The sequence below is a fragment of the Streptomyces sp. NPDC040432 genome (genome assembly GCF_055595445.1).
In genome coordinates this window covers 131,891-152,139 of record NZ_JBVIVP010000008.1, presented here as the reverse complement: position 1 = coordinate 152,139, position 20,249 = coordinate 131,891, and the positions used below count along the sequence as shown (strand labels likewise).

Genomic DNA, 20,249 nt, shown 5'->3' with positions numbered 1-20,249 from the left:
ATATAAAGGTGCGCCCGAACCTGACGAGGCGTCAATCCCCGTGCGGAGTCGGAACCGGTCGCGTCGGGACCGCCGGTCCCGACCCTGCGGCCGGCCCCGGTGGTGGTCCGCCGGGGCCGGCCGCAGGCGGGGGCATCCCTCAGCCGGCGGGTGTGAATTTCGTCGCGGCGGGCGCCGCGGCGGCCTCCTTCACGACCTTCATACCGCCGGGGACTCCCGCGTCGGGCTTCAGGATCACGCTCTGCCGGGTGGAGGGCGCCTTCGGGTCCGAGAAGTCGTGGGTGATGCCGAATCCGTTGTCGTAGGACTTCAGGCTGAGCAACGCCGCGCGGATGCCCTCCCGGGTCAGGTCCTTGTCGGCGCAGGCCTTCTTCAGCACCTCGCCGAACAGGGCACCGGCGGTGAAGCCGGCCACCACGCCGTTGTCGAGCCCGGAGTCCGGGTACTCCGCCTTGTACGCGGCGGCCAGCGCCGCCGGGGCCGTCTCCGTGGAGCCGATCGGCAGGGCGGAGGAGGCGACGTAGTAGTCCTTCTGCAGGGCCGCGCCGGCCGGAGTCGCCAACAGCTGCGGGGCGAAGGCGGAGTTGTTGCCGACGATCGGCACGTTCCAGCCGCCCGCCGCGGCCACCCCGACGAGCGAGGCGGCCTGACGGGGCCCGGCACTGATCACCACGGCCTTGACCCCGGCCTGCTTGAGCGCCGCGACCTGGGCCGTCATGTCGTTGTCGGTCGGCTTGATCTTCTGTTCGACGACCGTCAACCCGGCTTCGGTGGCCACGGCCTTGGCCCCGGTCAGCGCGTTCTCGCCGTAGTCGCCCTCGAAGTAGACGTGACCGATCCGGTCGCCCGAGGCGATCCGCTTCTGGTCCAGGAGGAAACCGACGGCGTTGATGGTCTCCACGTCGTACGTCGCTCCCACCGTACGGATGTACGGACTGCCCAGCAGCGAGGCCGACCAGGCCTGCGGGATGACCAGGCCCTTGTCCCGGCCGTCGATCCGCTCCTTGACCGCGGAGACGAACGGGGACCCGATGAACTGGGTGAAGCCCAGCACGGTGGGCTCCAGCTCGGTGTAGGCGGCGAGGGCCTTCTGCGGATCGTAGCCGTGGTCGCGGACCGTCAGCTCGATGGTGCGGCCACAGATGCCGCCGCCGGCGTTCGTCTGCTTCGCCCACAGCTGCTGGGCCTGGGTGACGCTCTTGCCGAGGGACGCGTAGACGCCCGTCATGTCGGTGAGCGAGCCGAGCCGGATGCTCTTGTCGCTCACCCCCACCCCGGCCTTCACCCCGCCCGCGGCCGGCTTGTCCCCGTCGGCGGCCCCTTCCGGCTTGGCCTTGCCGCTGCACCCGGCGGCACCGGTCAGGACGAGTGCGGCCGCCAGGGCCGCGGCAGAGAGCCTTCTTCTGTTCACGTTCGCTCCTTCGGGGGTGTGGTGCGGTTCCGGACGGTCCGGGCGATGCCCGTGAGGCCGCCGGGCAGGAACAGGACGACCGCGACGACGGCCGCGCCGTAGAGGTAGCGCGAGGCCTCGCCCGGCGACACCCCACCCGTTCCGGGCGCGGACACCAGCGGGAGGGCGTCGCTGTAGCGGGTGAGCAACTGGGGCAGCAGGGAGACGAAGACGGCCCCGACGACGGCGCCCCGGACCGTACCCAGACCGCCGATCACGATCATGGCCAGGTACTCCAGGGACAGGACCATGCCGAAGTAGTCGGGCACGGTGCGCTGGAAGACGAGGGCGAGCAGGACGCCGGCGAGCCCCGCGTACATGGACGACAGGACGAAGACGGCGGCCCGGTACCGGGCGACGGCCACCCCCATCACCCCCGCGGCGATGCTGTGGTCCCGCAGGGCGTTCATGGCCCGGCCGGGCCGACCCCGCAGGACGCCGCGCGCGAACAGGGCGCCGCCGAGGAGCGCGGCCAGCGCCACGTACCAGAGCTTCTCCGCGGAGTGGAAGGGGACGGAGGCGATGACGGTCTCGGTGTCGTCGAAGGTGAATCCGAACAGGGACAGCGGCTCCACGGCACGCCCGTTGAAGCCACCCGTGAGACTCGTCGCGTTGAACAGCAGGTGCTGGCCGATGAAGATCAGCGCGAGGGTGGCGATGCCCAGGTACGCCCCGCGCAGCCGGCCGGCGATCGGGCTGAAGAGACCCCCCACGGCCCCGGCGAGGGCGACGGCCAGAGCGGCGGCCAGCCAACCGGGCAGTCCGAGCCCGACCGTCGCGTGGCCGCCGGCCGCGCCGTCGTCCCCGGCGAACGCGCAGTACCCGTAGGCGCCGACGGCGAGGAAGAAGGCGTGCCCCATGGACAGCTGCCCGGTGGCCCCGGTGAGCAGGTTGAGCCCGATGGCACCGATCGCGGCGGCGATGGCGAACAGTCCCGCCTGCAACCAGAACCGGTCGAGGTAGAACGGCAGCGCGAGGAGCACGAGGCCCGCGGCTGCCGCCGCCACGCCACGGACGGTCGCCGACCGTGACCGTCCGCCCGCCCGGGAGGCGACGGCCGCGTCGCGCCGCACGGCACTGCGGGTGTCAGACACGGGCGAGCTCCTTCGTACCGAGGAGGCCGGCGGGGCGGACCAGCAGGACCAGGACCATCACCAGGTAGGGGGCCAGGTCGCCGATGCCGCGACCGAGGAAGGCCAACTGGCCCTGGTAGCCGGTGGCGAGGGCCTCGGTGACGCCCACGATCAGCCCGCCCGCCAGCGCGCCCGACGTGGAGTCGAGACCCCCGAGGATCGCCGCCGGGAAGGCCTTGAGCGCGGCGAGGGAGGTGGCCCGCTCCAGGCCCGGCGTGGGGAAGACCGTCAGGAACAGGGCGGCCACGGCGGCCAGGGCCCCGGCCACCGCCCAGGCCGCGAGCGAGACCCGACCCAGCCGGACGCCCATCAACGCGGCCGTCTCGGGCCGCTCGGCGGCGGCGCGCATCGCCACGCCCCAAGAAGTGTGGCGGAACACGAGCATGAACACCGTGATCAGCAGGCCCGCGGCGAGGATCGCGGCGATCCTCGTCTGGGGCACCGTGACCGGACCGAGGTGCACGACGCGATCGCCCCACGGATCGCCGAGCGAGAGCACGTCCGTGCCGATGCGTCGGGTGAGGTCGGTGATGAGGAGGATGTCGACGCCGATGGTGACGATGGCCAGCACGCTCTGGTCCTGGCCCCGATAGCGTCGCATCACCAGGAACTCGATCGCCGACCCCACCACCGCCGCCGCGAGGACGCCGGTCAGGAGGGCCGGCCAGAAGCCCAGTTCCTCGTGCAGCGTCGCGGTGACGTACCCGCCCGCCAGCAGCAGCGAGGCGTGCGCGAAGTTGACCACCTCGGTCGCCTTGAAGATGACCACGAAACCGAGCGCGATCAGCGCGTAGACGGAGCCCATGGAGAGCCCACCGAGGAGCAGTTCGAGGAAAGTGGTCATGCCGCCGGCTCCTCCTCACCGAGGTACGCGCGGATCACCGCGGGATCGTTCTGCACCTGCGCGGGGGTTCCGCCGCCGATGCGCCTGCCGAAGTCGAGTACGGTCACCGCGTCCGCGAGCCGCATCACCACCCCCATGTCGTGTTCGACCAGCACGATCGAGATGCCGAGGCCGTCGCGCACGCCCGCGATGACGGCCGCCGTACGGTGCCTCTCGTCCGCCGTCATGCCGGCGACGGGCTCGTCGAGGAGCAGCAACCGCGGCTCCATGCACAGCGCCCGGGCCAATTCGACGAGTTTCTGCTTCCCGTACGGGAGGGAACCCGCGGGCGCCGCCAGGTCCCCTTCCAGTCCGACGAACTCGGCTATCTCCCGCACCCGTTCGCGATGCCGACGTTCCTCACGCGCGGCCGCCGGCAGCCGCAGCCCCGCGGCCAGGAACCCGGACCGCATCAGCCGGTGGCGACCCAGCAGGAGACTGTCCGCGACTGTGGTGTGCGGCGGCAGCGCCAGGTTCTGGAAGGTACGGGCGATGCCGAGGCCCGCGACGGCGTGCGGGGCGAGGCCCGTGAGCTCGGCCTCCCCGAACCGGACACGGCCGGCGGAGGCCCGGTACACCCCGGACAGCACGTTGAAACAGGTCGACTTGCCCGCGCCGTTGGGACCGATGACGGCGTGGACGCTGCCGGGCTCCACCGTGAAGGAAACGGAGTCGAGCGCGATCAGGCCGGAGAAACGGACCGTGACGTCGGTGACGGTCAGCGGCGGGGGAGGGGACGGGGACGCGCTCACGCCGACCACCGGCCCAACTCCCGCCGCTCCCCGGCGGGAGCGACCGCGGAGCCGTCCCCGTCGGTGATGCCGAGGTAGCGGCGCCGCACCTCGTCCGAGCCGGCCAGCTCGGCCGCCGGGCCGTCGAGGGTCACCTCACCGACCTCCAGGACGTACGCGTGGGAGGAGAGGCGCAACGCCAGCGCGGCGTTCTGCTCGACGAGGAGGACCGAGGCACCCGAGGCGTTGATCTCGGTGATGGTCTCCGCGATGGTGGCGGCCATCCGGGGCGCCAGCCCGAGGGTGGGTTCGTCGAGCAGCAGCAGGCGGGGACGGGCCATCAGGGCGCGCCCCAGGGCGAGCATCTGCTGCTCGCCGCCGGAGAGCAGCCCGGCGCGCTGCCGCGCCCGCCGGCCCAGTACGGGGAACAGCTCGTGGACCCGCGCGAGGGAGCGGGCGGTGTCCGCCCGGGACCCCGCCCGGCCGCCCAGCGCCCCGGCCCGCAGGTTGTCCGCGACGGTCATCCGTGTGAACACCTGTCGCCCCTCGGGAACCTGCACGACTCCCGCGGCGACGACCCGGTCCGGACCGAGCCCGTCCAGCGGCCTGCCGTCGAAGGTGATGCTCCCGTCCGTCACGGCACCCCGGTGGAACCCGAGCGTCCGTGACACCGCGCGCAGCAACGTCGACTTCCCCGCGCCGTTCCCGCCGAGCACGACGACCACCGCGCCGGCCGGCACGTCGAGCGACACCGAGCGCAGGGCCCGGACCGGCCCGTAGCCGACGGACAGTGCGCGCACCTGTAGCGAACCCACGTACTCCTCCTTCCTCCGAACGGCCCCCGACGGCCCCGAAGGTCCTTCGAGTGGGCTGCGTACGGTCTGTGTGCTGGCGCACACCCCAACATCGGCGCGGGGCGGCCGTCCACGCCCGGATGCGGAATCGCTGCCGATGACCAGCCGGAACCGGAACGCGTTGTGCACCGGCACAGACCTGATGCGCGCGCCCCTGACGGCAGCGGCGGCGGATGACATTCTCGGCGGCCATGGGCGGCGGACGCAGAACGCGCACGGAAGAGGAATGGTCGGTCCTGCTGTCGGCGGCGGACGTGTTGATCGCCGACATCCCCGGACTCACCGACCACCTGATCGAGGATCTGGCGAAGCACTCGCCACTGTTCGACCTGGCCGTCCCGCGCGACGAGCACTGGCAACAGATCAGCGAGGCCATGCACTACGGGATCGAGGCCTTCGCGGCCCGCCGGTCGGCGCCCCGCAAGGACCTGGCGTACGCCGAGGAGTTGGGCCGCCGACGCGCCGAGCAGGGGCTCCCGCTGGACCTCCTCCTCCACGCCTACCGCCGGGCGGGGCGGCTGACGTGGGACGCGCTGCTGGACATCGTCACGGAGAAGGATCCGGAGGCGCTGCCGGTGCTGGCCCGCGCGGCCGGGGCCATGTGGGCGGGTATCGAGCAGCAGGCGACCGCGACCGCCGAGGCCTACCGCACCGCGGAGGTGGAGATGCGCCGGCGCAGCGACGAGAGGGTGCAGGTCCTCCTGGACGCCCTGCTGGAGGGGGAGGGCGCGCCGGCCCTGGCCGCCCAGGTGGCACTCGCCCTGGACCTGCCCGAGCAGGGCCGGTACGTGGTGGTGGTGCTGCCCGCGGACCGGGGCGAATCGGTGCACCGGGTGGCGGCGGCGAACGGCATGAGACTGTTCTGGCGGATGCGCACCGATCGGGAACTGGCCGTGGTGGCGTTGGGCGACTCCTCACCGGGCGACCTGGTGGCGGAGCTCGCGGACCGCTGTCCGGGGCCGGGCGGAATCAGCCCGGTGGTGGGGGGACTCACCGAACTGGGCCGGGCCCGCCGACTGGCGGAGACCGCGCTCCGCACCTGCGGGCAGGAGGAACGGGTACTGGTGCAGCTGGCCGACCGGCTGCCCACCGCGCTGGTGGTGCGCCAGCCCGAACTCTCGGCGGAACTCGTCCACGCGGTCCTCGGCCCCCTGCTGGACCTGGACCCGGCGGACCGGGCGATGCTGCTGGAGACCCTCGACGCGTGGCTGGCGGCGGAGGGCTCGGCGGGCCGCGCTGCGAGCCGCCTGTACTGCCACCGCAACACGGTATTCAACCGGCTGCGCCGGCTGGAACACCTGACCTCGACGTCCCTGTCCCGTCCCCGAGACCTGATCGCCCTGACCTTGGCGCGGGACGCCTACCGCCTGTCGGGCGGCTGACCGCGAGGCCCTCGACGCCGTGGCGACGCGGGCCTCGCGGACGCCCGGGCGGGCCGGCCCCCGTCGCCTGTGTCAGTGGTGTCCGTCGGCATTGCCGGAGCGGGCCCTTCGGGACTACTCCGACATGGCGGCGCCGCGACCGTCGGCGTCGGTGAGGTAGTCCAGGGTTCCGGTGAGGTGCAGGAGGCGTTCGAGGCGCAGGGGCCGGTTCTCCAGGCGGAGTCGGATGCCGGACGCGTCGGTCTGCCGTCGGATCATCAGCAGTTCGGCCAGTCCCGTCGAATCGACGTCATCGACGTCCGTGAAGTGCAGGCGGACCTCGCGGAGGCCGGAATGTTCGGCGAGCACCCGGGTGACGGCGCCCAGGAGGACGTGGGCCGACGTGTGATCGAGGTTGCCGGACAGCTGGACCCGGACGGTGTCCTGCGCGACGGCACACGACACCTGGAGCGGGCTGTGGGGCACGGTGCTCATCGCGAAGTCCTGGTGGGGCCGAGGGTGAGGAGGGCCGACGGCCGCGGACGGCCTTGAGGCCGCACGCGTCCCGCGAGGAGGTGCCGGCGGGGCGGCGGCAGGTCCGGGAAGGGAATCGCGTCACGCGGGGGTGCGAGGGCCGGGGCGGGTGTCGCGACGAGGGCGCGCGACGCGACCGGGGTGAGGGCCGCGACGAGGTCGAGCCGGGTATCGAGGGTCACGTTCCTGCCTTCCGTCGGGTTTCGACCGCCTGCAACTACGGAGTGTTGCCGGGATACGGCCCCGCAAACGCGGCGTGTCATTTCGACGGCCGCTCCGCCGCTTCCCGGTACCGGCCGTCGCGGGGGAGACGCCCCCCTGCGGCGGCGGACCGCTTCGACACCACTCCCGTCCTCCGGTGCCCGGCAGCATCACGTGCACGCGCATGCCGGGACAACGACGTGCCGCCGCCACCGGTCACCCCCTCGGCACGCCGTCGACGATGCGCCGCCCACCCCGTACGCCCGTGCTGCGGACCGGGCGCTGCTCGGCATCTCCAACGGATCAGGGCCCTCCGTGTCCCGGATCAGGCCTGGGTCGGATCCGCGGGGATCGGGTGCACTTCGACCGGGTCGTTGCCGACCTTCCCGCCCGCCCCCGGGCACGCCGATGCCCGGGCGGCGATTTCCAGGGCGCGGTCCTCGCTCCGGACATCGACCACCCAGTACCCGGCCAGGATGGAGCCGGGGTGAGCCGGTCCGTCGGTCACCTGAGGGCGCCCGTCGTCTCCGGCCCGCACCGTCTTGACCAGGGAGGGGCCACCGAGGCCCTGCCCGTCGACCCACTCCCCGGCGGCGGTGAGGTCCTCGTTGAGGGCATTCATGTGGGCGAACATCGCCTCCATGTCTTCCTGCGAGTACCCGGACATGACGGCGTCCCACTGATCGGCGGGCACGTTCATCTGGATCATGTACTTCATCGTCTTCACCCTTCCGGGGCGGCTGGTGGAGCGTTTCGGGCTTACACAGGTTGGACCGCTGAACGCCGCAGAACTCATCGGTGCGCCGGCATCCACTTTCCGCCAAGCCGGTTTCGCGCAACGCGATCCGGTTCGTGACCGGGTCAAGATCCTTGAGTTCCTCCTGGGGGAGGAGCGCTCCCAGGAGCCCCGAGGCGTGGTTCTCGCCGATCAGCCTCAAGAGCCGGGCCAGGTCGCGGGCGGCTGCGACGGGGCCGGCGTCGAGGTCGGCTTCCGCTCGACGGCGAATCGAGTCGCGGACCGACGGGGCGACCCGGCCGTCACCCGTAGTGGTCTCCAAGTCCCGCGTGAGTCCCGTCACCCGTGCACCGACGGTCCCGTCTCCGCCGCGCCGGCCGGGCTGCCATTGCGGAACGGTGACGCGACGTCGGTCACCCGGGCCCCAGCACTCCCCGTGCGATGATCGCCGCACGCAGGTCTGCGGCCAGCGCCGCCGCCTGGTCCGGTGACGGGGCCAGGACCCCGTTCTCCGTCATCAGCGCGTGGAACTGCTGCTCGGCATAGGGGACGCCGGGGGGCAGAGCGGCGATGTGCCAGTGCAGGTGCGCATTGCCCTGCTGGCTGCCGAGCGAGTAGAGGTAGGTGCGCTCCGGCTCGCAGACGGCCTCGACGGCGAGGGCGATCTCCCGGACGAACAACATGAGCCGACCGTAGGCAGCCTCGTTCAGGTCGCGGACGGCGTGCTCGACGTGTGCCTTGGGTGCGACGAGAACCTTTCCCGGCACCGTGGGCCACCGGTCCAGGAACGCCACGTGAGCGGCGTCCTCGAAAACCGTCTCGTGCGGGTAGTCCGGGTTCCCCGCCAGGAAGGCACAGACGAAGCACGGACCGGTCCGGGTCCGCTCCGTGTACGCATCAAGGTCCATGGGCAGCTTGTCCGTTGACACCGGGGCGCGCCTCTCGGTAGGGGATCGACCAGTCTGCCGCAGCACCACGACAGCCACCAGCTCGACGCAACGCCCGTGGCCGGACCGAACACGATGGCGGGAATCGATCGGTTAGCCTGCCCGGCATGTCAGTGAACATTGGATTCGATCTCCGGGTGTCGACCGTCGCCGACGAGGCGCAGGCGCGAGCGATCGTCGCGGAGCTCCGGGAGTTGCTGCGGGACGAGAGCATCGCCGACCAGGTCGGGGTGACGGCGGAAAAGGACGGCGACGCCTGGCTCGTCGAGGGGAGGACCGACTTCCCGCTCATCGTGAGCCGCTCCTACCTGTGGTGCCCGAAATTCGAGGAGTCCGTCGTCTGGTACGTGAAGGAGGTCGCGCCGTCGGCGACGGTGGTGCTGGAGTGGAACTACCCGGACGAGGAGTACTGACGGTCGAGGCCATCGGCACGTGGGACCTCCCACGGGGAGGTCGTGTCCGGTCGGCGAATCCGAGGAACCGGCCGGACAGGCAGTCAAGCCCACGAGTTGAAGAGCACCCCGCCCAACGTGGTGATGCCGTAGGAGCGGATCTGGCGCCACTCGCCCCGCGTGAGCACTGAAGTGTCCATCGCGGAGAGAGGTGTGGCGAGCTGCTCGCTGCTCAGAACCGCGAAACCTGCTTCGGTGAAGGCGCGGGCCCACGACGGAGGGCGGCGGAACTCCTCCAGGTACCAATCGCGGCGTTCCTCGGCGAAGGCGATCCACGGGTGATGGCCGTGGCACAGGACGACGCTCTCGCCCGTGCGATCGATGACCGACGCGGTATGGAAGGTGCGGGGGTACGCCTGCTCCTCGACCTCGCCCACCCGGCCCCCGACGACTCGGGCGGCGGCATGCAGCGCGCTTCGGAACACCCTCAGGTCGGTGTCCGGGAGCGGACCGTCACCCGGCACGAAGAAGCCTGTCGCACCACGGAGCAGCGCGAAGTCCGTGTTCCCCTCGGTGTCCAAGTCCCTCATCCTGCCCGTTCCCACCTCGTGACCTGGTGCAACGGTACGCCCCAGGGAACGCGCATGATCAGGGCCGCTTCCTCCCCCCCCATGGGACCGTCAGGCCTGAGCCATGGACCGTGCCCCGAACCTGTGACACCCCTATGACAGGAACTGTGCCCTCCGCCACAGGCACGGGGCCCATCTCCTGATCGGATGACTGGATGCTGAGAACCGCCCCCCTACGTCCGGCTCGTGCCCGCACCGCTCCCTTCCTGTCGGCCCTCGCCGCGACCGCTGTGCTGCTCACGGCATGCGGGACCGAGCAGGGCGGCACCGGGAGTGCCGACGCGTCCGATCCGACGTCCCGTACCCAGGTCGACGACCCGGGCAAGGACGGCGTGAAGGTCACCGCGCTGACCCTTCCGAAGCCCTCCGCCTCCGCCTCCCGCGGCCACTCGGTCTCCGCCGACGGCCTGCCCGCGGACGCGGGCGTCGGCGCGGCCTACGAAGTCACGAACACGGGCGCCGAGGCCCTGACCTACACCATCGTGTTCACCTTCGTCAGCGGCGATGGTCAGGCACTGACGAACCGCACGGCGACCGTCCGCGACGTCGGCCCCGGGAAGACCGTACGGGGCACCGTCCGGGCCGGGGAACTGCCGCCGGCCGCGCCACGGATCACGCGGGCCAAGGTGCTCGAAGTGGCGAAGGTCCCCGCGAGCGAGGCGCCCACCGATCCGGGCACGTGCCCCGCTTCAGGGATCCGTGTCAGCGTGGACCAGGGCGATGCGGCCATGGGCCTGCGCGTCGTGGGCCTGCACCTCGACAATTGCGGCACGCGCGACTACGCCGTCGAGGGCTACCCCCTGTTGGAGCTCCTGGACGGCGAACTCAAGCCCGTCGACGGCATCAGGATCCTCAAGGGCAGCGGCGAGATCACCACCGGTGCCGGGCCCGACGAGCAACCCCGGCCCGTCACGCTCAAGCCCGGTGAGTCGGCGATCTCCGGTCTGGTCTGGCGCAACACCACCGAGTCCGGCACGCCTACGAACATCCCCCACGTGCGGGTCCGCGCGAAGTCCGGTGCCGACCCGGTCGTGGTGACCCCGAACCTCGACCTCGGAACCACGGGAAGGCTCGGGGTCAAACCCTGGACGAAGGCGAAGCGCTGACCGGATCGCGCAGCCATCGCCGAGTACCGACGCCAAGGTCCGCTCGCTGGTCGGGTGAGTCCGCGTCGGCCCCGGGTGGCGGTGCCCGCTCACCGGGCGTCGGCCGGAGTTCCTGCCGGAATTGGCTGGCAGGTGCATGACGGGTTGAGGGGGAGTGGGGCTACCTTCTTAGGGCTCCGGAGGGGCGGCTGTCCGAACGCGCGGGCAACAGGCGGGCGGTGGCGGCGTCTCCAGTGCCCCGGCTCCGCCGAGGGGCCGGGCCCCCCACGCGTGAAGGAAGACGACCATGTCCCTGGGCATCTGGCTGAAAGCAGGCACCTCCGCCGCCGCGCTGGTCCTCGCGGCGGCAACCGCCGCGACGGCGGCACCCGCACCCGCACCGGACGCCACCGCGGCGGTGGTGACGCTCCGCTATGACGACAGTCGGGCCGGCGGCTGGGAGGCGGCCATCGCGGCCGGCGTGGCCTCCTGGAACGCGAACGTCAGCAACGTGCGGCTGGTGGAGGCCGCGCCCGGAGTCCGGGCGGAGATCGTCATCGTGGCGACCACCGGCTGGCCGCAGGCCACACTCGGCCCGGTGCGCCCCGGGCGGCAGGTGCGCGTCGAACTCGGTTCGCAAGCCGTGAGCCAGGGGTACGACAAGACGCGCATCGCCGCGCACGAGCTGGGCCACAGCCTGGGCCTGCCGGACACCAAGCCGGGACCGTGCTCCCAGCTGATGTCCGGGTCCAGCGCCGGTACGGCCTGCGCCAACGCCGTGCCCAATGCGACGGAGCGGACGCGCGTGCAGAACGCGTACGCGAACGGGCTCGCGGCCATCGTGCCCACCGACGGCCGGGTACTCATCGACGCCCCCTGACCGTCGGGGCCGGCGTGTGGGCCGGTGCGGGCGCCCGGCCGGGACGGACTCCCGGAAGGCGCCCGCGCCGGTCCGCCGCAGGCCTTCGTCAGAAGCGCCGGCAGGTGAACCCGGATTTCGCGGCGCGTCGTTCTCGGGCCGATCGCTGCCGGATGGCATGGGATGCCACCTGATCGGGCCGGACGTCATCGTGCGCGGCATCGATCGACCCGGACCGGATTCAGCGGGATCAGGAGAAGGGCTGCTCGTCCGGGCGGCAGGTGGTTCCGGGGGGCGGCAGCGTGCCGTCGATGAAGTAGCGGCTCTCGTACGCCTTCACACAGCCACTGGAGTTGTTGAACAGGACGGTGTGGCCGTACCCGTCGTGGGTGAGGAGGCGGGCGTTCGCCAGTTCCCTCGCCATGGCCCGCGAACCCGCGTACGAGGTGGAGGGGTCGTAGGTGGTGCCGACGACGAGGACGGGGTGTGCGGTGGGGTTGTTCCACGGTCCGGTGTACCCGTCGGCGGCCCGGGCCGGCCAGGTGGCGCACGGCTCTCCGGCCCAGGTCCAGAAGCGGCCCGCGTCGCCCGCCCGCTCGGCGCTGTTTTCCTCCAGGGCGTGGTAGGCGGCGGGATCACGGGGGTTGGGACTGTCGCCGCACCACACGGCCATCGCCTGTTCGTCGCCGAGGTACGGCTCGGGGTCGGCGACGGGCGGAGGGGACGGGAGCGCGGCCGGTTTCGGGGCCCGCCCCTCCCACAGGTCCTGGAGGCGGCGGGCGAGGTCCGTCCAGCCCGGGTCGACGATGTAGAGGCCGTTGACCGTGTCGGCGACCGTCCTGGCATAGGTCCACGTGTCCATCGGGCGGACCTTGAGGCGCTGCATGAGCTGGTCGAACTTCGCGCGGGTCGCCTCAGGACCGCCGGCCGAGAAGGCGCAGCGGGCCGTGGTGGCCGATCCGCACAGATCGAGGAACTTGTTCAGGGTGGCGGAGGCGCTGAGGTCGGAGCCCATGCGCAGGAAGGTGGGGGTCCGGGCGTCGGCACGGCCGCCGTTCGTCCACGCGGAGGGCGCGATGTTGCTGTCCAGGACCATGGCGCGGACCTTGTCGGGGAACAGGTTCGCGTAGGTGGCGCCGAGTATCGTGCCGTAGGAGACGCCGAAGTAGTTGAGCTGTTGCTCTCCCAGAGACTGCCGGAGCAGGTCGAGGTCCCGGGCGGTGTCGGCGGTCGACACGTGGCGCAGGAGATCGGCGTCGCGCTTCTCGCAGCGCCGGCCGAGGTCCTCGTAGGCGTCGATCCAGGCGGTGCGTTCCTTCTCACCCACGGGGAAGCCGACCGGCTTGGTACGCCCCCATGCCCCGGCTTCTTCGGCGTCGGCGAAGCAGTTCACCGCCGTGCTGTTCCCGATGCCTCGGGGGTCCCAGCTGACGATGTCGAACCGTTCCCGCAGTTCCTTGGGGACGGAGTCGTAGTTCTGCGGGACCTGCACCGTCCCGGGCCCGCCCGGTCCGCCGGGGTTCACGAAGAGCGTTCCGACGCGGTGTGCGCCGTCGGTCGCCTTCCTGCGGACCACCGCCAGGTCGATGGCGCGGCCGGCGGGGGCGGAGTGGTCGAGGGGGACGCGGGCGGTGGCGCAGTCGTACGGGCTGCCGGGCGTGCAGGGCCGCCAGTCGAGCCGCGGGACGCTCGGCGACGGCGACGGCGTTTCCTGCGCGGCGGCGGGTCCGGGACAGCTGAGCAGCGTCGAGCAGACCGCTGCGGCGACGAGCCCGGCCGCGCGGTACCGGCGGCCGCCGGTCGGTACGGACAGGGGCATGGCCGGCCCTCCTCCGTTGCGTTGGGCTCCTGCCTCCGTTGCGTTGGGCTCCTGCCGACCCGCACACCGCGTCGGGGTGTGGCGTGAGCCCCTCCCACCACGAAACCGCGATTCGGCACACCGCGCGAGCCGAACGCGCTGAGCACCGGTGGCGCACCGGCACGGGTGCGGTGCCGACGCCCCGTCCGGATGCGAGGGCCTGAGGAACTCCGGTCGTGATCGGTGCGCCCATTGCCGCTCCGCACGGCGTCGCCCCTGCGGCCACCCGGGAAATTCCGGGGCGCGGTCCGCGCGGGCCCTCCACAATGAGCGGCATGACCGCCCTCCACACCAACCCGCTGTTCGCCCGACTCGACAGCGCCGAACGCGTCCTCGTCACCGGCGCGGGCGGGGGGTTCGACATCTACTCCGGACTCCCCATCGCGCTCTCCCTCATGCACCAGGGCAAGGACGTTCACCTGGCCAACCTCTCCTTCAGCTCACTCGCCGGACTGCCGACCGAGGACTGGGTGGCACCCGACCTCGCCGCGATCACCCCTGAGACCGCACCCCACCAGGCCTACTTCCCCGAGCGGACCCTCGCCCAGTGGCTCCGTCGCCTCGGCTACCCGTCCACGGTGTACGCCTTCCCACAGGTCGGGGTGCAGCCCCTGCGCGCCGCCTACCGGGCCCTGATCGACCTCCACGGCATCGACGCGATCGTCCTGGTCGACGGGGGCACGGACATTCTGATGCGCGGCGACGAAGCCGGGCTCGGCACCCCCGAGGAGGACCTGACGAGCGTTGCGGCGCTGGCGGCGCTGGACGACGTACCGGAGCGCCTCGTCGTGTCCGTCGGATTCGGCGTGGACGCCTACCACGGCGTCAGCCACGGTCTGGTACTGGAGAACATCGCGGCCCTGGAACGCGACGGGGCGTACCTCGGGGCGTTCTCGGTTCCGCGGGCCACCCGTGAGGGCGCCCTCTACCTGGACGCGGTGGCGCACGCCCAGGAACACACTCCCGAGCGTCCCAGCATCGTCAACGGCTCCATCGCGGCGGCCGTGCGCGGTGCGTTCGGCGACGTCCGGTTCACCGAGCGCACCCGCGGCGGCGAGCTGTTCGTGAACCCGTTGATGTCGCTGTGCTTCGCCTTCGAGCTGCCGGCCCTGGCGGCGCGCTGCCTCTACCTGGACCGCATCGAGGACACCTCGCTGCTGCGTCAGGTCCAATCGCGGATCGCCGAGTTCCGCGAGGAGATCGTCACCCGCCCGGCCCGGCGCATCCCGCACTGACCTCGATTCAGGTCAAGGGGCGGCGAGTTGTTCCTCGCAGGCGGGAGTGGCGCGGACCGCCACGAGCGACAGGTACGCGGTCCCGCCCGGCGGGTCGGGAGTGACGACCAGGCTCCAGGTGCCCTTTGCCAGGGCCACCGCCACGGGGGTGGCGGTCCGGCGTTCGGTGATGCGCCAGCCGCGGTCCGCCAGCCGGTCCACGATGACGGCCAGCTGCGCGTCGCTCGTCGAGCCCATGTGGTTCTGGGCCGCCACGCACCCGGCCGCGTTCACCACACCGCCGCCGGCGATACCGGGTCCCAATCCTGCCGACGCCGCCACGGAACCGAAGTCCTGGAGAACGTCCTCCTGAACGGGGTCCGGACCGGTGTACTTCGGCGCACCGGAGTCCGGCTCCGGCTTCCAACCACTGCCTGTGGAGCTTGTGCCATCCGGAGAAAGCAGCCCCCCGGCCGCCAGAACGCCGAGCCCGGCGATCACCACCGCGAGCCCCTTGACCTTGTTGTTCATGTGCCCCCCCTGCAAGCCGTTGGAGCAGGTTCGTCGCGGTGCACGGAGAAGTCCCGCGCAACCCCACACGCTCGTCCCACCGGCCCCGAGGCAATGCCCAGAAGGCAATGCCCACCAGGCGCATGTGTTCTGCTCCTTCATGTGCCCGGCCGGTCCGAACTGCTGAATGATCGCGGTGACGACACGCGCCGCCGACGAGATCCTCGACAGGGTAGCCGTTCACGGCCGGAGCTCCACCGCAACAGGTGCGCCCGTCCCCGTCGGCCGCTCATGACCCCTGGGGTAATCGACCACGGTCTCCTCCACCGGCAGGATCGAGCACATCGACGGAAACACCGTCGGTAACGCAGCCGCGAGGAGAGCGCCATGTCCGTCCGGTCCACCGTGAACACACCGCGTGCGAACACCACCACGAATTCCGTTGCCGCAGCAACCCGTGCAGTGGTGCAGGAGTTCCTCGCAGCCCGGACGGCCGGGGACATCGGGCGGCTCGTCGAACTCTTCGCCGGCGAGGTCGACTGGCTGCTGGCCGAGAACCCCGGCGTCCCGTGGATCCGTCCGCGGTCCACCGCCGCGGAATGTGCCGCCCAGCTCACGGAGTTGCTGGAGCACACCGTGCCCGAAGAGGCGCGTGCCTCTGTCGACACCTTCCTCGTCGACGGCACGGAAGCCGTCCTGATGGGGCACCTGTCAGGGACCGTGCGTGCGACGGGAAAGTCCTTCGAGGGCCCGTTCGCGCTGCACCTCACCGTCGAGGACGGCCGGATCACTCGGCACCACCTCTACGAGAACAGCAGGTCGATCGCCGAGGCCTGCACCCCGTGAGCCGGGGAAGCGGTCGGCTACGACCGGAGACTTCCGCTCGCGCTCGCGATTCCTGCCGTTCTCGCCGATTCGATCGAGGCCTCCTGCCTTCCCCGCGTGGACACCGACGCCGCACCGTGATCGCGGAGGGCCACGTGCAAGGGGGGATTCACGATCACGGGGCATGAGTTCCACAACTCCACCCCGACCGACAGCAGTTCCCATGCCGCAGCGTGTTCCGCGGGAGTCCATTCGACGCACTCGTCCGCGAACAGTTTTTCGTAGGCGCTGTCGTGCGGAGCGCTTTGCCGAGGCAGCCGGTCGTTTCCTCGGAGTCCGCGCGACAGGTCCTCGAAGAAGTTCCATGCCTCCAGCACAGGCCCCGAGGGGACCCGCCGACGCTCCGGAGCCTCAAGCCAGTACTGGACACGGGCCAAATCCAGAGTGTTGGCCTCGGAGGAAGCGGCGGGCCTCGGCCCCTGCCGGTTCGCGTACGTCCGTGCCCGTCGGACGGTCGTGAACACCGGTACCCGATAGCGATCCCCCTCCGGCAGCGCCAGCACCTGATCGGGTTCGTCGCCCCTGCCGCCCCTCCAGAGGATCACCGCGCTGCGGTCTCGTCCCCGAATTCGATAGGGGTGGAGACTTCCGAACCCATCGGTGCTTCCAGCCACGAACCCATCCGCCCCATCGATCCTGGTCACACCCTCACACTGGCACGATCCGCGCGGATCCTCGCGGATTTTTCCGCCGTGAAGCTGTCGGATCGCAGCGTTGACATGGCCCCATACTCCCAGCCGTAGATCGTGATCTTCATGGCTGGACAGCCGCTTGATGCCGGTGGTTGCACCGGCGGGCGCGAGCTTGATGCCGGCGTCGCGAGTGTGACCAGGGCAGGCGGCGTGCGAGGTCGTGGGCTGGGCATATCAGTGCCGCGAACAGGTGCTCGATCTCATTGCCGGTCATGGGGCTCAGGCCGTCGGGGGCGGGTCGGTCGCGGCGTTGGGCGGCTGTGGTGATGGCGGGCGCGGTGAGAAGCAGCGGTAGATGGCCAGTTCAACGGTGTGACGGGTCGGATGGGGCAGCAGACACCACTCACCGAGCCGACCGATGCGGCCGTGGATGTCGATCCGGGCTCAGTCGTAGTACCGCTCGCCCTTCGCGCCCGCGCCGGTCGACAGCCGCTGCCAGGACCGCTTCGGCATCCGCGCGGCCAGGGTCTTGGACTGGAACTTCCCGGCGGGCGTGATGACGGGTGGGTGCTGGACACGGCCAGGACGTAGCAAGTCCGGCGGTGTTCCAGGGCGGTCCGCGGCTGCGGGTTGTCGCCGTGGACTCCGAGATCACCGCGTGATCCTTGATGATCCGCACAGCACCCAATGATCAACGGCGGCCTCACCTGCTCGGACGCCACCGAAACCAGTAATCGAGCCCCACGACCCGGTAGCGAGTGCCGGCATCGAACCGCAGCTCACCCACAAGCCGACGCGCGCTGTCCGGCGCCTGGTGGTGCGGCGCCAGCAGCAGCTCCAGCTCGTCATAACGGGCGTCAATTCCGCCGTGGCCCGGATGGCTCTCCGGTCCGACCTCGCCGGCCTCATGACGCTCGTTCCACCGGGCGAAGATCGCCCACTGCTCGCGCTCCAGCTCCACCGCCGCCTCGCTCGCGGGCCAGACCTGGTACACATCGGCTCCATCGCGGTGGTCGTAGTCGTGGTTCTGGAAGTAGTGCGGCTTCCCGTCGACGTCAGCAAGGCCGGCGCGCGGTCCGTCGTACCAGTCCAATTCGGCGTACACACGCTCGAAGCCGTCCGCAATCAACTGCTCTTCGTTCCAGGTCTCAGCCACGCGGGCAGGCTACCGGGGAGCTACGACCTCGGCCTCCAGGATCACGATCTGCTGCTGAAATCTGAGCCGTCGGCTCGGTGGGGCCGTGCCCTCAGTCCGTCGGCAGTTGCTCGGCCGGAAGGCGTCCCGTGCGCACCGCGTCCACCAGTGTCCGGTGGTCACGCTCGTTCTGGTCCGCGTACTCCTCGGCGAAGTGGACGAGGGCCCGGTCGAAGGAGTCGCCGCTGCCCAGGTAGGAGGCGATCGCGATCCGGTCGCCCGACCGCGCGTGGGCGCGGGCCAGTGTGATGCCGCAGACCTCGCCGAACGTCGCCAACTGTGCGGGTGACATCGTCTCCGGCATCGCGATGCCCTTCCAGTCGCGCAACTGGCGGATGTAGAAGTCGCGACGCTTGCCGTCGATCCCGTCGACCCTCTCCCAACCCAGGAACATGTCGCTCGTCGCCTGCATCAGTCGTTGTCCCGCGACGACGCGCTCGCCCTGGTTGCGGTACTGGCCGGTCCCGAGGTGGTCGGAGAGCACGGAAGGGCCGGCCTCCTTGGCCTGCAGCAGCAACGGGTCCCCGCCGTCCCGCCCGAGCAGCAGGAAGATCCAGCACCGGGTTCCCACGCTGCCGACCCCCACCACCTTGCGGGCGACGTCCTGCAGCCGGTAGTCCGCCAACAGGTGTCGCCGGTCGGACGGCAGTGTCAGCCCGTACCGGTCGATGAGTCCGCTGAACTGCTCTTCCAACTGGCTGCGTTCGGCGTCCGGCAGGAGGTCGGCGGCCCGGACGAGCAGCGGAGGGTCCGGCGCGATCATCGCGTCACCGTCGACCGACCGGGTGAGCTTGCCGAACGCCTGCAGGGTGTCCCGCGACCGCGCCCTTGCCAGGGCGCGGTCGAGCTTCAGCCGGCCCTTCCTGCGGAGCCGGGCCGCTGCCAGTTCCTTGAGGCGTCCGGCGTCGATCTTCGCGTACCAGACGTCGAGGTTCCCCATGCGGGCGAAGTCGATCATCGCCTCGCGGTAGGAGCGCACGGTGCCGCTCACGATGCGAGCCCGCTCGGCGTCGTCGAAGCCGTTCGCCCGGCCGGCGATGACGAAACTCGCCGACAGCCGTTTCACGTCCCACTCCCACGGGCCGGGCAGCGTCTCGTCGAAGTCGTTGATGTCGAACATGAGCTCGCGCTCGGGCGATGCCAGCAATCGGAAGTTCAGCAGGTGGGCGTCGCCGCACAGCTGGGCGTGGATCCCCGAGTCGGGGCTGCCCGCCAGGTCCGCGGCCATGATCGCGGCGGCGCCCCGGTAGAAGCGGAACGGTGACTCGGTCATCCGGCCGTAGCGGATCGGTACGAGTTCGGGAACCCGGGTCGCGGACTGTGCCTCCAGGACCGCCAGCGGGTCCCGCCCTTGCGCCGGGGGTTCGTACGCCGCGTGTCCCGAGCGTGGCGAGCGGCGCCGGGCCTCCTTGCCACGTGCGGCCCGCTCCGCGGGGCTCGCCCGGTGCGACGCGCGCATCGCGGTGCCCGATTGGCGGTCCATCCGAGCCCTCCTGCCTGGCCCTACGGCCGTCGAGCAGCACCCTGTACCGACGAGCCGCCGGGGCGGTGGGGGACTTCGCGCTCCCAGCACTGCCGGATGCCGGGGCTCCTTGCCACCATAGATCCGCCCCGGGCGCCCCGCACGGCGCACGGACACCACCGGGCCGCCGGGAATCGTCCTCCGTGTGACCGGGCGGTCGTGCGGGATGCGCCTCAGGAACAGACCATGGCAGGTGTCTGGTCGGTTCGGTCAGACGTGTTCCGTGTCCTGGAGGAACCATGTCGGACCTCAAGTTCGAACAGAAACGCTCGTTGTCCCGAAGCGAGGCGGCCGAGCAGCTCGCGGCGCTCGCCGAAGCACTGAGGGAGGGTGGGAACGCCGAGGTCACGCTGGGTTCGGGCGTCCTGAGCCTGCGCGTCCCCGACGAGCTCCGCAGCGAGATCGAGATCGAGGTGGACGGTGACGAGATCGAGCTGGAGATCGAACTGAAATGGACGACCGGTCGACCTCGTACGGCTGCCCGCGCCGGGCGGGAAACCTCGCAGGGCACCTCGGACGAGGGAGAACGGGCGCCGACGGCACAGCCGCGCCCCGCACGACCGAGGAAGACCGCGGCGACGGCCAAGCCCCGGCGGTCCGCCGCGAAGCGTCCGTGAGCCACGGCTCGGCGGCCCCCG

At 71.3% G+C, this 20,249-nt stretch carries 23 protein-coding genes; 8 read left to right on the top strand and 15 right to left on the bottom strand.

Annotated elements, in window-relative coordinates:
* Window positions 1-139: 139 nt before the first annotated feature.
* The 5 genes from ACZ58N_RS19460 to ACZ58N_RS19440 all read right to left on the bottom strand — a co-directional run bounded on the left by ACZ58N_RS19460 (window position 140) and on the right by ACZ58N_RS19440 (window position 5,012).
* Complete coding sequence (locus ACZ58N_RS19460) at window positions 140-1,411, bottom strand: ABC transporter substrate-binding protein (protein WP_471161154.1); 1,272 nt, start codon at window positions 1,409-1,411, stop codon at window positions 140-142.
* Complete coding sequence (locus ACZ58N_RS19455; RefSeq protein WP_471161448.1) at window positions 1,408-2,457, bottom strand: branched-chain amino acid ABC transporter permease; 1,050 nt, start codon at window positions 2,455-2,457, stop codon at window positions 1,408-1,410. The genes ACZ58N_RS19460 and ACZ58N_RS19455 overlap by 4 nt, the downstream gene beginning before the upstream one ends.
* A 79-nt stretch (window positions 2,458-2,536) precedes the next feature.
* Window positions 2,537-3,427: a branched-chain amino acid ABC transporter permease gene (locus ACZ58N_RS19450; protein ID WP_471161151.1), complete on the bottom strand. Its 891-nt coding sequence runs from the start codon at window positions 3,425-3,427 to the stop codon at window positions 2,537-2,539.
* Complete coding sequence (locus tag ACZ58N_RS19445) at window positions 3,424-4,227, bottom strand: ABC transporter ATP-binding protein (protein ID WP_471161149.1); 804 nt, start codon at window positions 4,225-4,227, stop codon at window positions 3,424-3,426. The genes ACZ58N_RS19450 and ACZ58N_RS19445 overlap by 4 nt, the downstream gene beginning before the upstream one ends.
* A complete protein-coding gene (locus ACZ58N_RS19440) occupies window positions 4,215-5,012 on the bottom strand; it encodes an ABC transporter ATP-binding protein (RefSeq protein ID WP_471161146.1) in 798 nt (265 codons plus the stop codon). Before ACZ58N_RS19440 ends, ACZ58N_RS19445 begins: the two co-directional genes overlap by 13 nt.
* A 212-nt stretch (window positions 5,013-5,224) precedes the next feature.
* On the opposite strand from ACZ58N_RS19440, the gene ACZ58N_RS19435 reads away from it, so the two are divergent.
* On the top strand, window positions 5,225-6,433 hold the full coding sequence (locus ACZ58N_RS19435) for a PucR family transcriptional regulator (protein ID WP_471161144.1): 1,209 nt from the start codon (window positions 5,225-5,227) through the stop codon (window positions 6,431-6,433).
* Window positions 6,434-6,547: 114 nt separating this feature from the next.
* On the opposite strand, the gene ACZ58N_RS19430 is transcribed toward ACZ58N_RS19435, so the two are convergent.
* The 3 genes from ACZ58N_RS19430 to ACZ58N_RS19420 form a co-directional block, all read right to left on the bottom strand.
* Window positions 6,548-6,907 (bottom strand): STAS domain-containing protein, encoded by a 360-nt coding sequence (locus ACZ58N_RS19430; RefSeq protein WP_471161142.1) that lies wholly within the window; start codon window positions 6,905-6,907, stop codon window positions 6,548-6,550.
* Entirely contained in the window at window positions 6,904-7,128 is a 225-nt protein-coding gene (locus tag ACZ58N_RS19425) for a hypothetical protein (protein ID WP_471161141.1), read from the bottom strand. Before ACZ58N_RS19425 ends, ACZ58N_RS19430 begins: the two co-directional genes overlap by 4 nt.
* 344 nt (window positions 7,129-7,472) lie before the next feature.
* Window positions 7,473-7,865 carry a YciI family protein gene (locus ACZ58N_RS19420; protein WP_471161139.1) on the bottom strand — a complete coding sequence of 131 codons (393 nt, stop codon included), beginning with the start codon at window positions 7,863-7,865 and terminating at the stop codon, window positions 7,473-7,475.
* Between ACZ58N_RS19420 and ACZ58N_RS19415 the strand changes: the two genes are divergently transcribed.
* The gene (locus ACZ58N_RS19415) at window positions 7,855-8,328 is read left to right on the top strand and encodes a hypothetical protein (RefSeq protein ID WP_471161136.1); all 474 of its coding nucleotides are present in this window, start codon (window positions 7,855-7,857) and stop codon (window positions 8,326-8,328) included. The two genes, ACZ58N_RS19420 and ACZ58N_RS19415, sit on opposite strands and share 11 nt — an antisense overlap.
* Here the strand turns inward: ACZ58N_RS19415 and ACZ58N_RS19410 are convergent.
* Entirely contained in the window at window positions 8,297-8,791 is a 495-nt protein-coding gene (locus ACZ58N_RS19410) for an HIT family protein (protein ID WP_471161134.1), read from the bottom strand. The genes ACZ58N_RS19415 and ACZ58N_RS19410 overlap by 32 nt on opposite strands.
* A 146-nt stretch (window positions 8,792-8,937) precedes the next feature.
* On the opposite strand from ACZ58N_RS19410, the gene ACZ58N_RS19405 reads away from it, so the two are divergent.
* Window positions 8,938-9,243 (top strand): hypothetical protein, encoded by a 306-nt coding sequence (locus tag ACZ58N_RS19405; RefSeq protein WP_471161131.1) that lies wholly within the window; start codon window positions 8,938-8,940, stop codon window positions 9,241-9,243.
* A gap of 83 nt (window positions 9,244-9,326) precedes the next feature.
* On the opposite strand, the gene ACZ58N_RS19400 is transcribed toward ACZ58N_RS19405, so the two are convergent.
* A complete protein-coding gene (locus ACZ58N_RS19400; RefSeq protein WP_471161129.1) occupies window positions 9,327-9,812 on the bottom strand; it encodes a hypothetical protein in 486 nt (161 codons plus the stop codon).
* Between the two features lie 194 nt (window positions 9,813-10,006).
* Between ACZ58N_RS19400 and ACZ58N_RS19395 the strand changes: the two genes are divergently transcribed.
* Together ACZ58N_RS19395 and ACZ58N_RS19390 are read left to right on the top strand one after the other, a co-directional pair.
* Window positions 10,007-10,957, top strand: coding sequence for a DUF4232 domain-containing protein (locus ACZ58N_RS19395; protein WP_471161127.1), 951 nt, complete (start codon window positions 10,007-10,009; stop codon window positions 10,955-10,957).
* A 286-nt stretch (window positions 10,958-11,243) separates the two neighbouring features.
* Window positions 11,244-11,816, top strand: coding sequence for a snapalysin family zinc-dependent metalloprotease (locus tag ACZ58N_RS19390; protein ID WP_471161124.1), 573 nt, complete (start codon window positions 11,244-11,246; stop codon window positions 11,814-11,816).
* A 229-nt stretch (window positions 11,817-12,045) separates the two neighbouring features.
* Here the strand turns inward: ACZ58N_RS19390 and ACZ58N_RS19385 are convergent, their stop codons facing one another.
* Window positions 12,046-13,614: an alpha/beta hydrolase gene (locus ACZ58N_RS19385; RefSeq protein ID WP_471161122.1), complete on the bottom strand. Its 1,569-nt coding sequence runs from the start codon at window positions 13,612-13,614 to the stop codon at window positions 12,046-12,048.
* 314 nt (window positions 13,615-13,928) lie between these two features.
* On the opposite strand from ACZ58N_RS19385, the gene ACZ58N_RS19380 reads away from it, so the two are divergent.
* Complete coding sequence (locus ACZ58N_RS19380; RefSeq protein WP_471161119.1) at window positions 13,929-14,888, top strand: DUF1152 domain-containing protein; 960 nt, start codon at window positions 13,929-13,931, stop codon at window positions 14,886-14,888.
* Window positions 14,889-14,900: 12 nt separating this feature from the next.
* On the opposite strand, the gene ACZ58N_RS19375 is transcribed toward ACZ58N_RS19380, so the two are convergent.
* Window positions 14,901-15,398, bottom strand: coding sequence for a hypothetical protein (locus tag ACZ58N_RS19375; protein ID WP_471161118.1), 498 nt, complete (start codon window positions 15,396-15,398; stop codon window positions 14,901-14,903).
* 366 nt (window positions 15,399-15,764) lie between these two features.
* On the opposite strand from ACZ58N_RS19375, the gene ACZ58N_RS19370 reads away from it, so the two are divergent.
* A complete protein-coding gene (locus tag ACZ58N_RS19370) occupies window positions 15,765-16,223 on the top strand; it encodes a nuclear transport factor 2 family protein (protein WP_471161115.1) in 459 nt (152 codons plus the stop codon).
* 1,115 nt (window positions 16,224-17,338) lie between these two features.
* Here ACZ58N_RS19370 and ACZ58N_RS19365 read toward each other — a convergent pair.
* The 3 genes from ACZ58N_RS19365 to ACZ58N_RS19355 form a co-directional block, all read right to left on the bottom strand.
* The gene (locus ACZ58N_RS19365) at window positions 17,339-17,488 is read right to left on the bottom strand and encodes a hypothetical protein (protein WP_471161113.1); all 150 of its coding nucleotides are present in this window, start codon (window positions 17,486-17,488) and stop codon (window positions 17,339-17,341) included.
* Between the two features lie 109 nt (window positions 17,489-17,597).
* A complete protein-coding gene (locus ACZ58N_RS19360) occupies window positions 17,598-18,050 on the bottom strand; it encodes a hypothetical protein (protein ID WP_471161110.1) in 453 nt (150 codons plus the stop codon).
* A 91-nt stretch (window positions 18,051-18,141) separates the two neighbouring features.
* Window positions 18,142-19,572, bottom strand: coding sequence for a DUF2252 domain-containing protein (locus tag ACZ58N_RS19355; protein ID WP_471161109.1), 1,431 nt, complete (start codon window positions 19,570-19,572; stop codon window positions 18,142-18,144).
* Window positions 19,573-19,850: 278 nt separating this feature from the next.
* On the opposite strand from ACZ58N_RS19355, the gene ACZ58N_RS19350 reads away from it, so the two are divergent.
* Complete coding sequence (locus ACZ58N_RS19350) at window positions 19,851-20,228, top strand: amphi-Trp domain-containing protein (RefSeq protein WP_471161106.1); 378 nt, start codon at window positions 19,851-19,853, stop codon at window positions 20,226-20,228.
* Window positions 20,229-20,249: the final 21 nt, after the last annotated feature.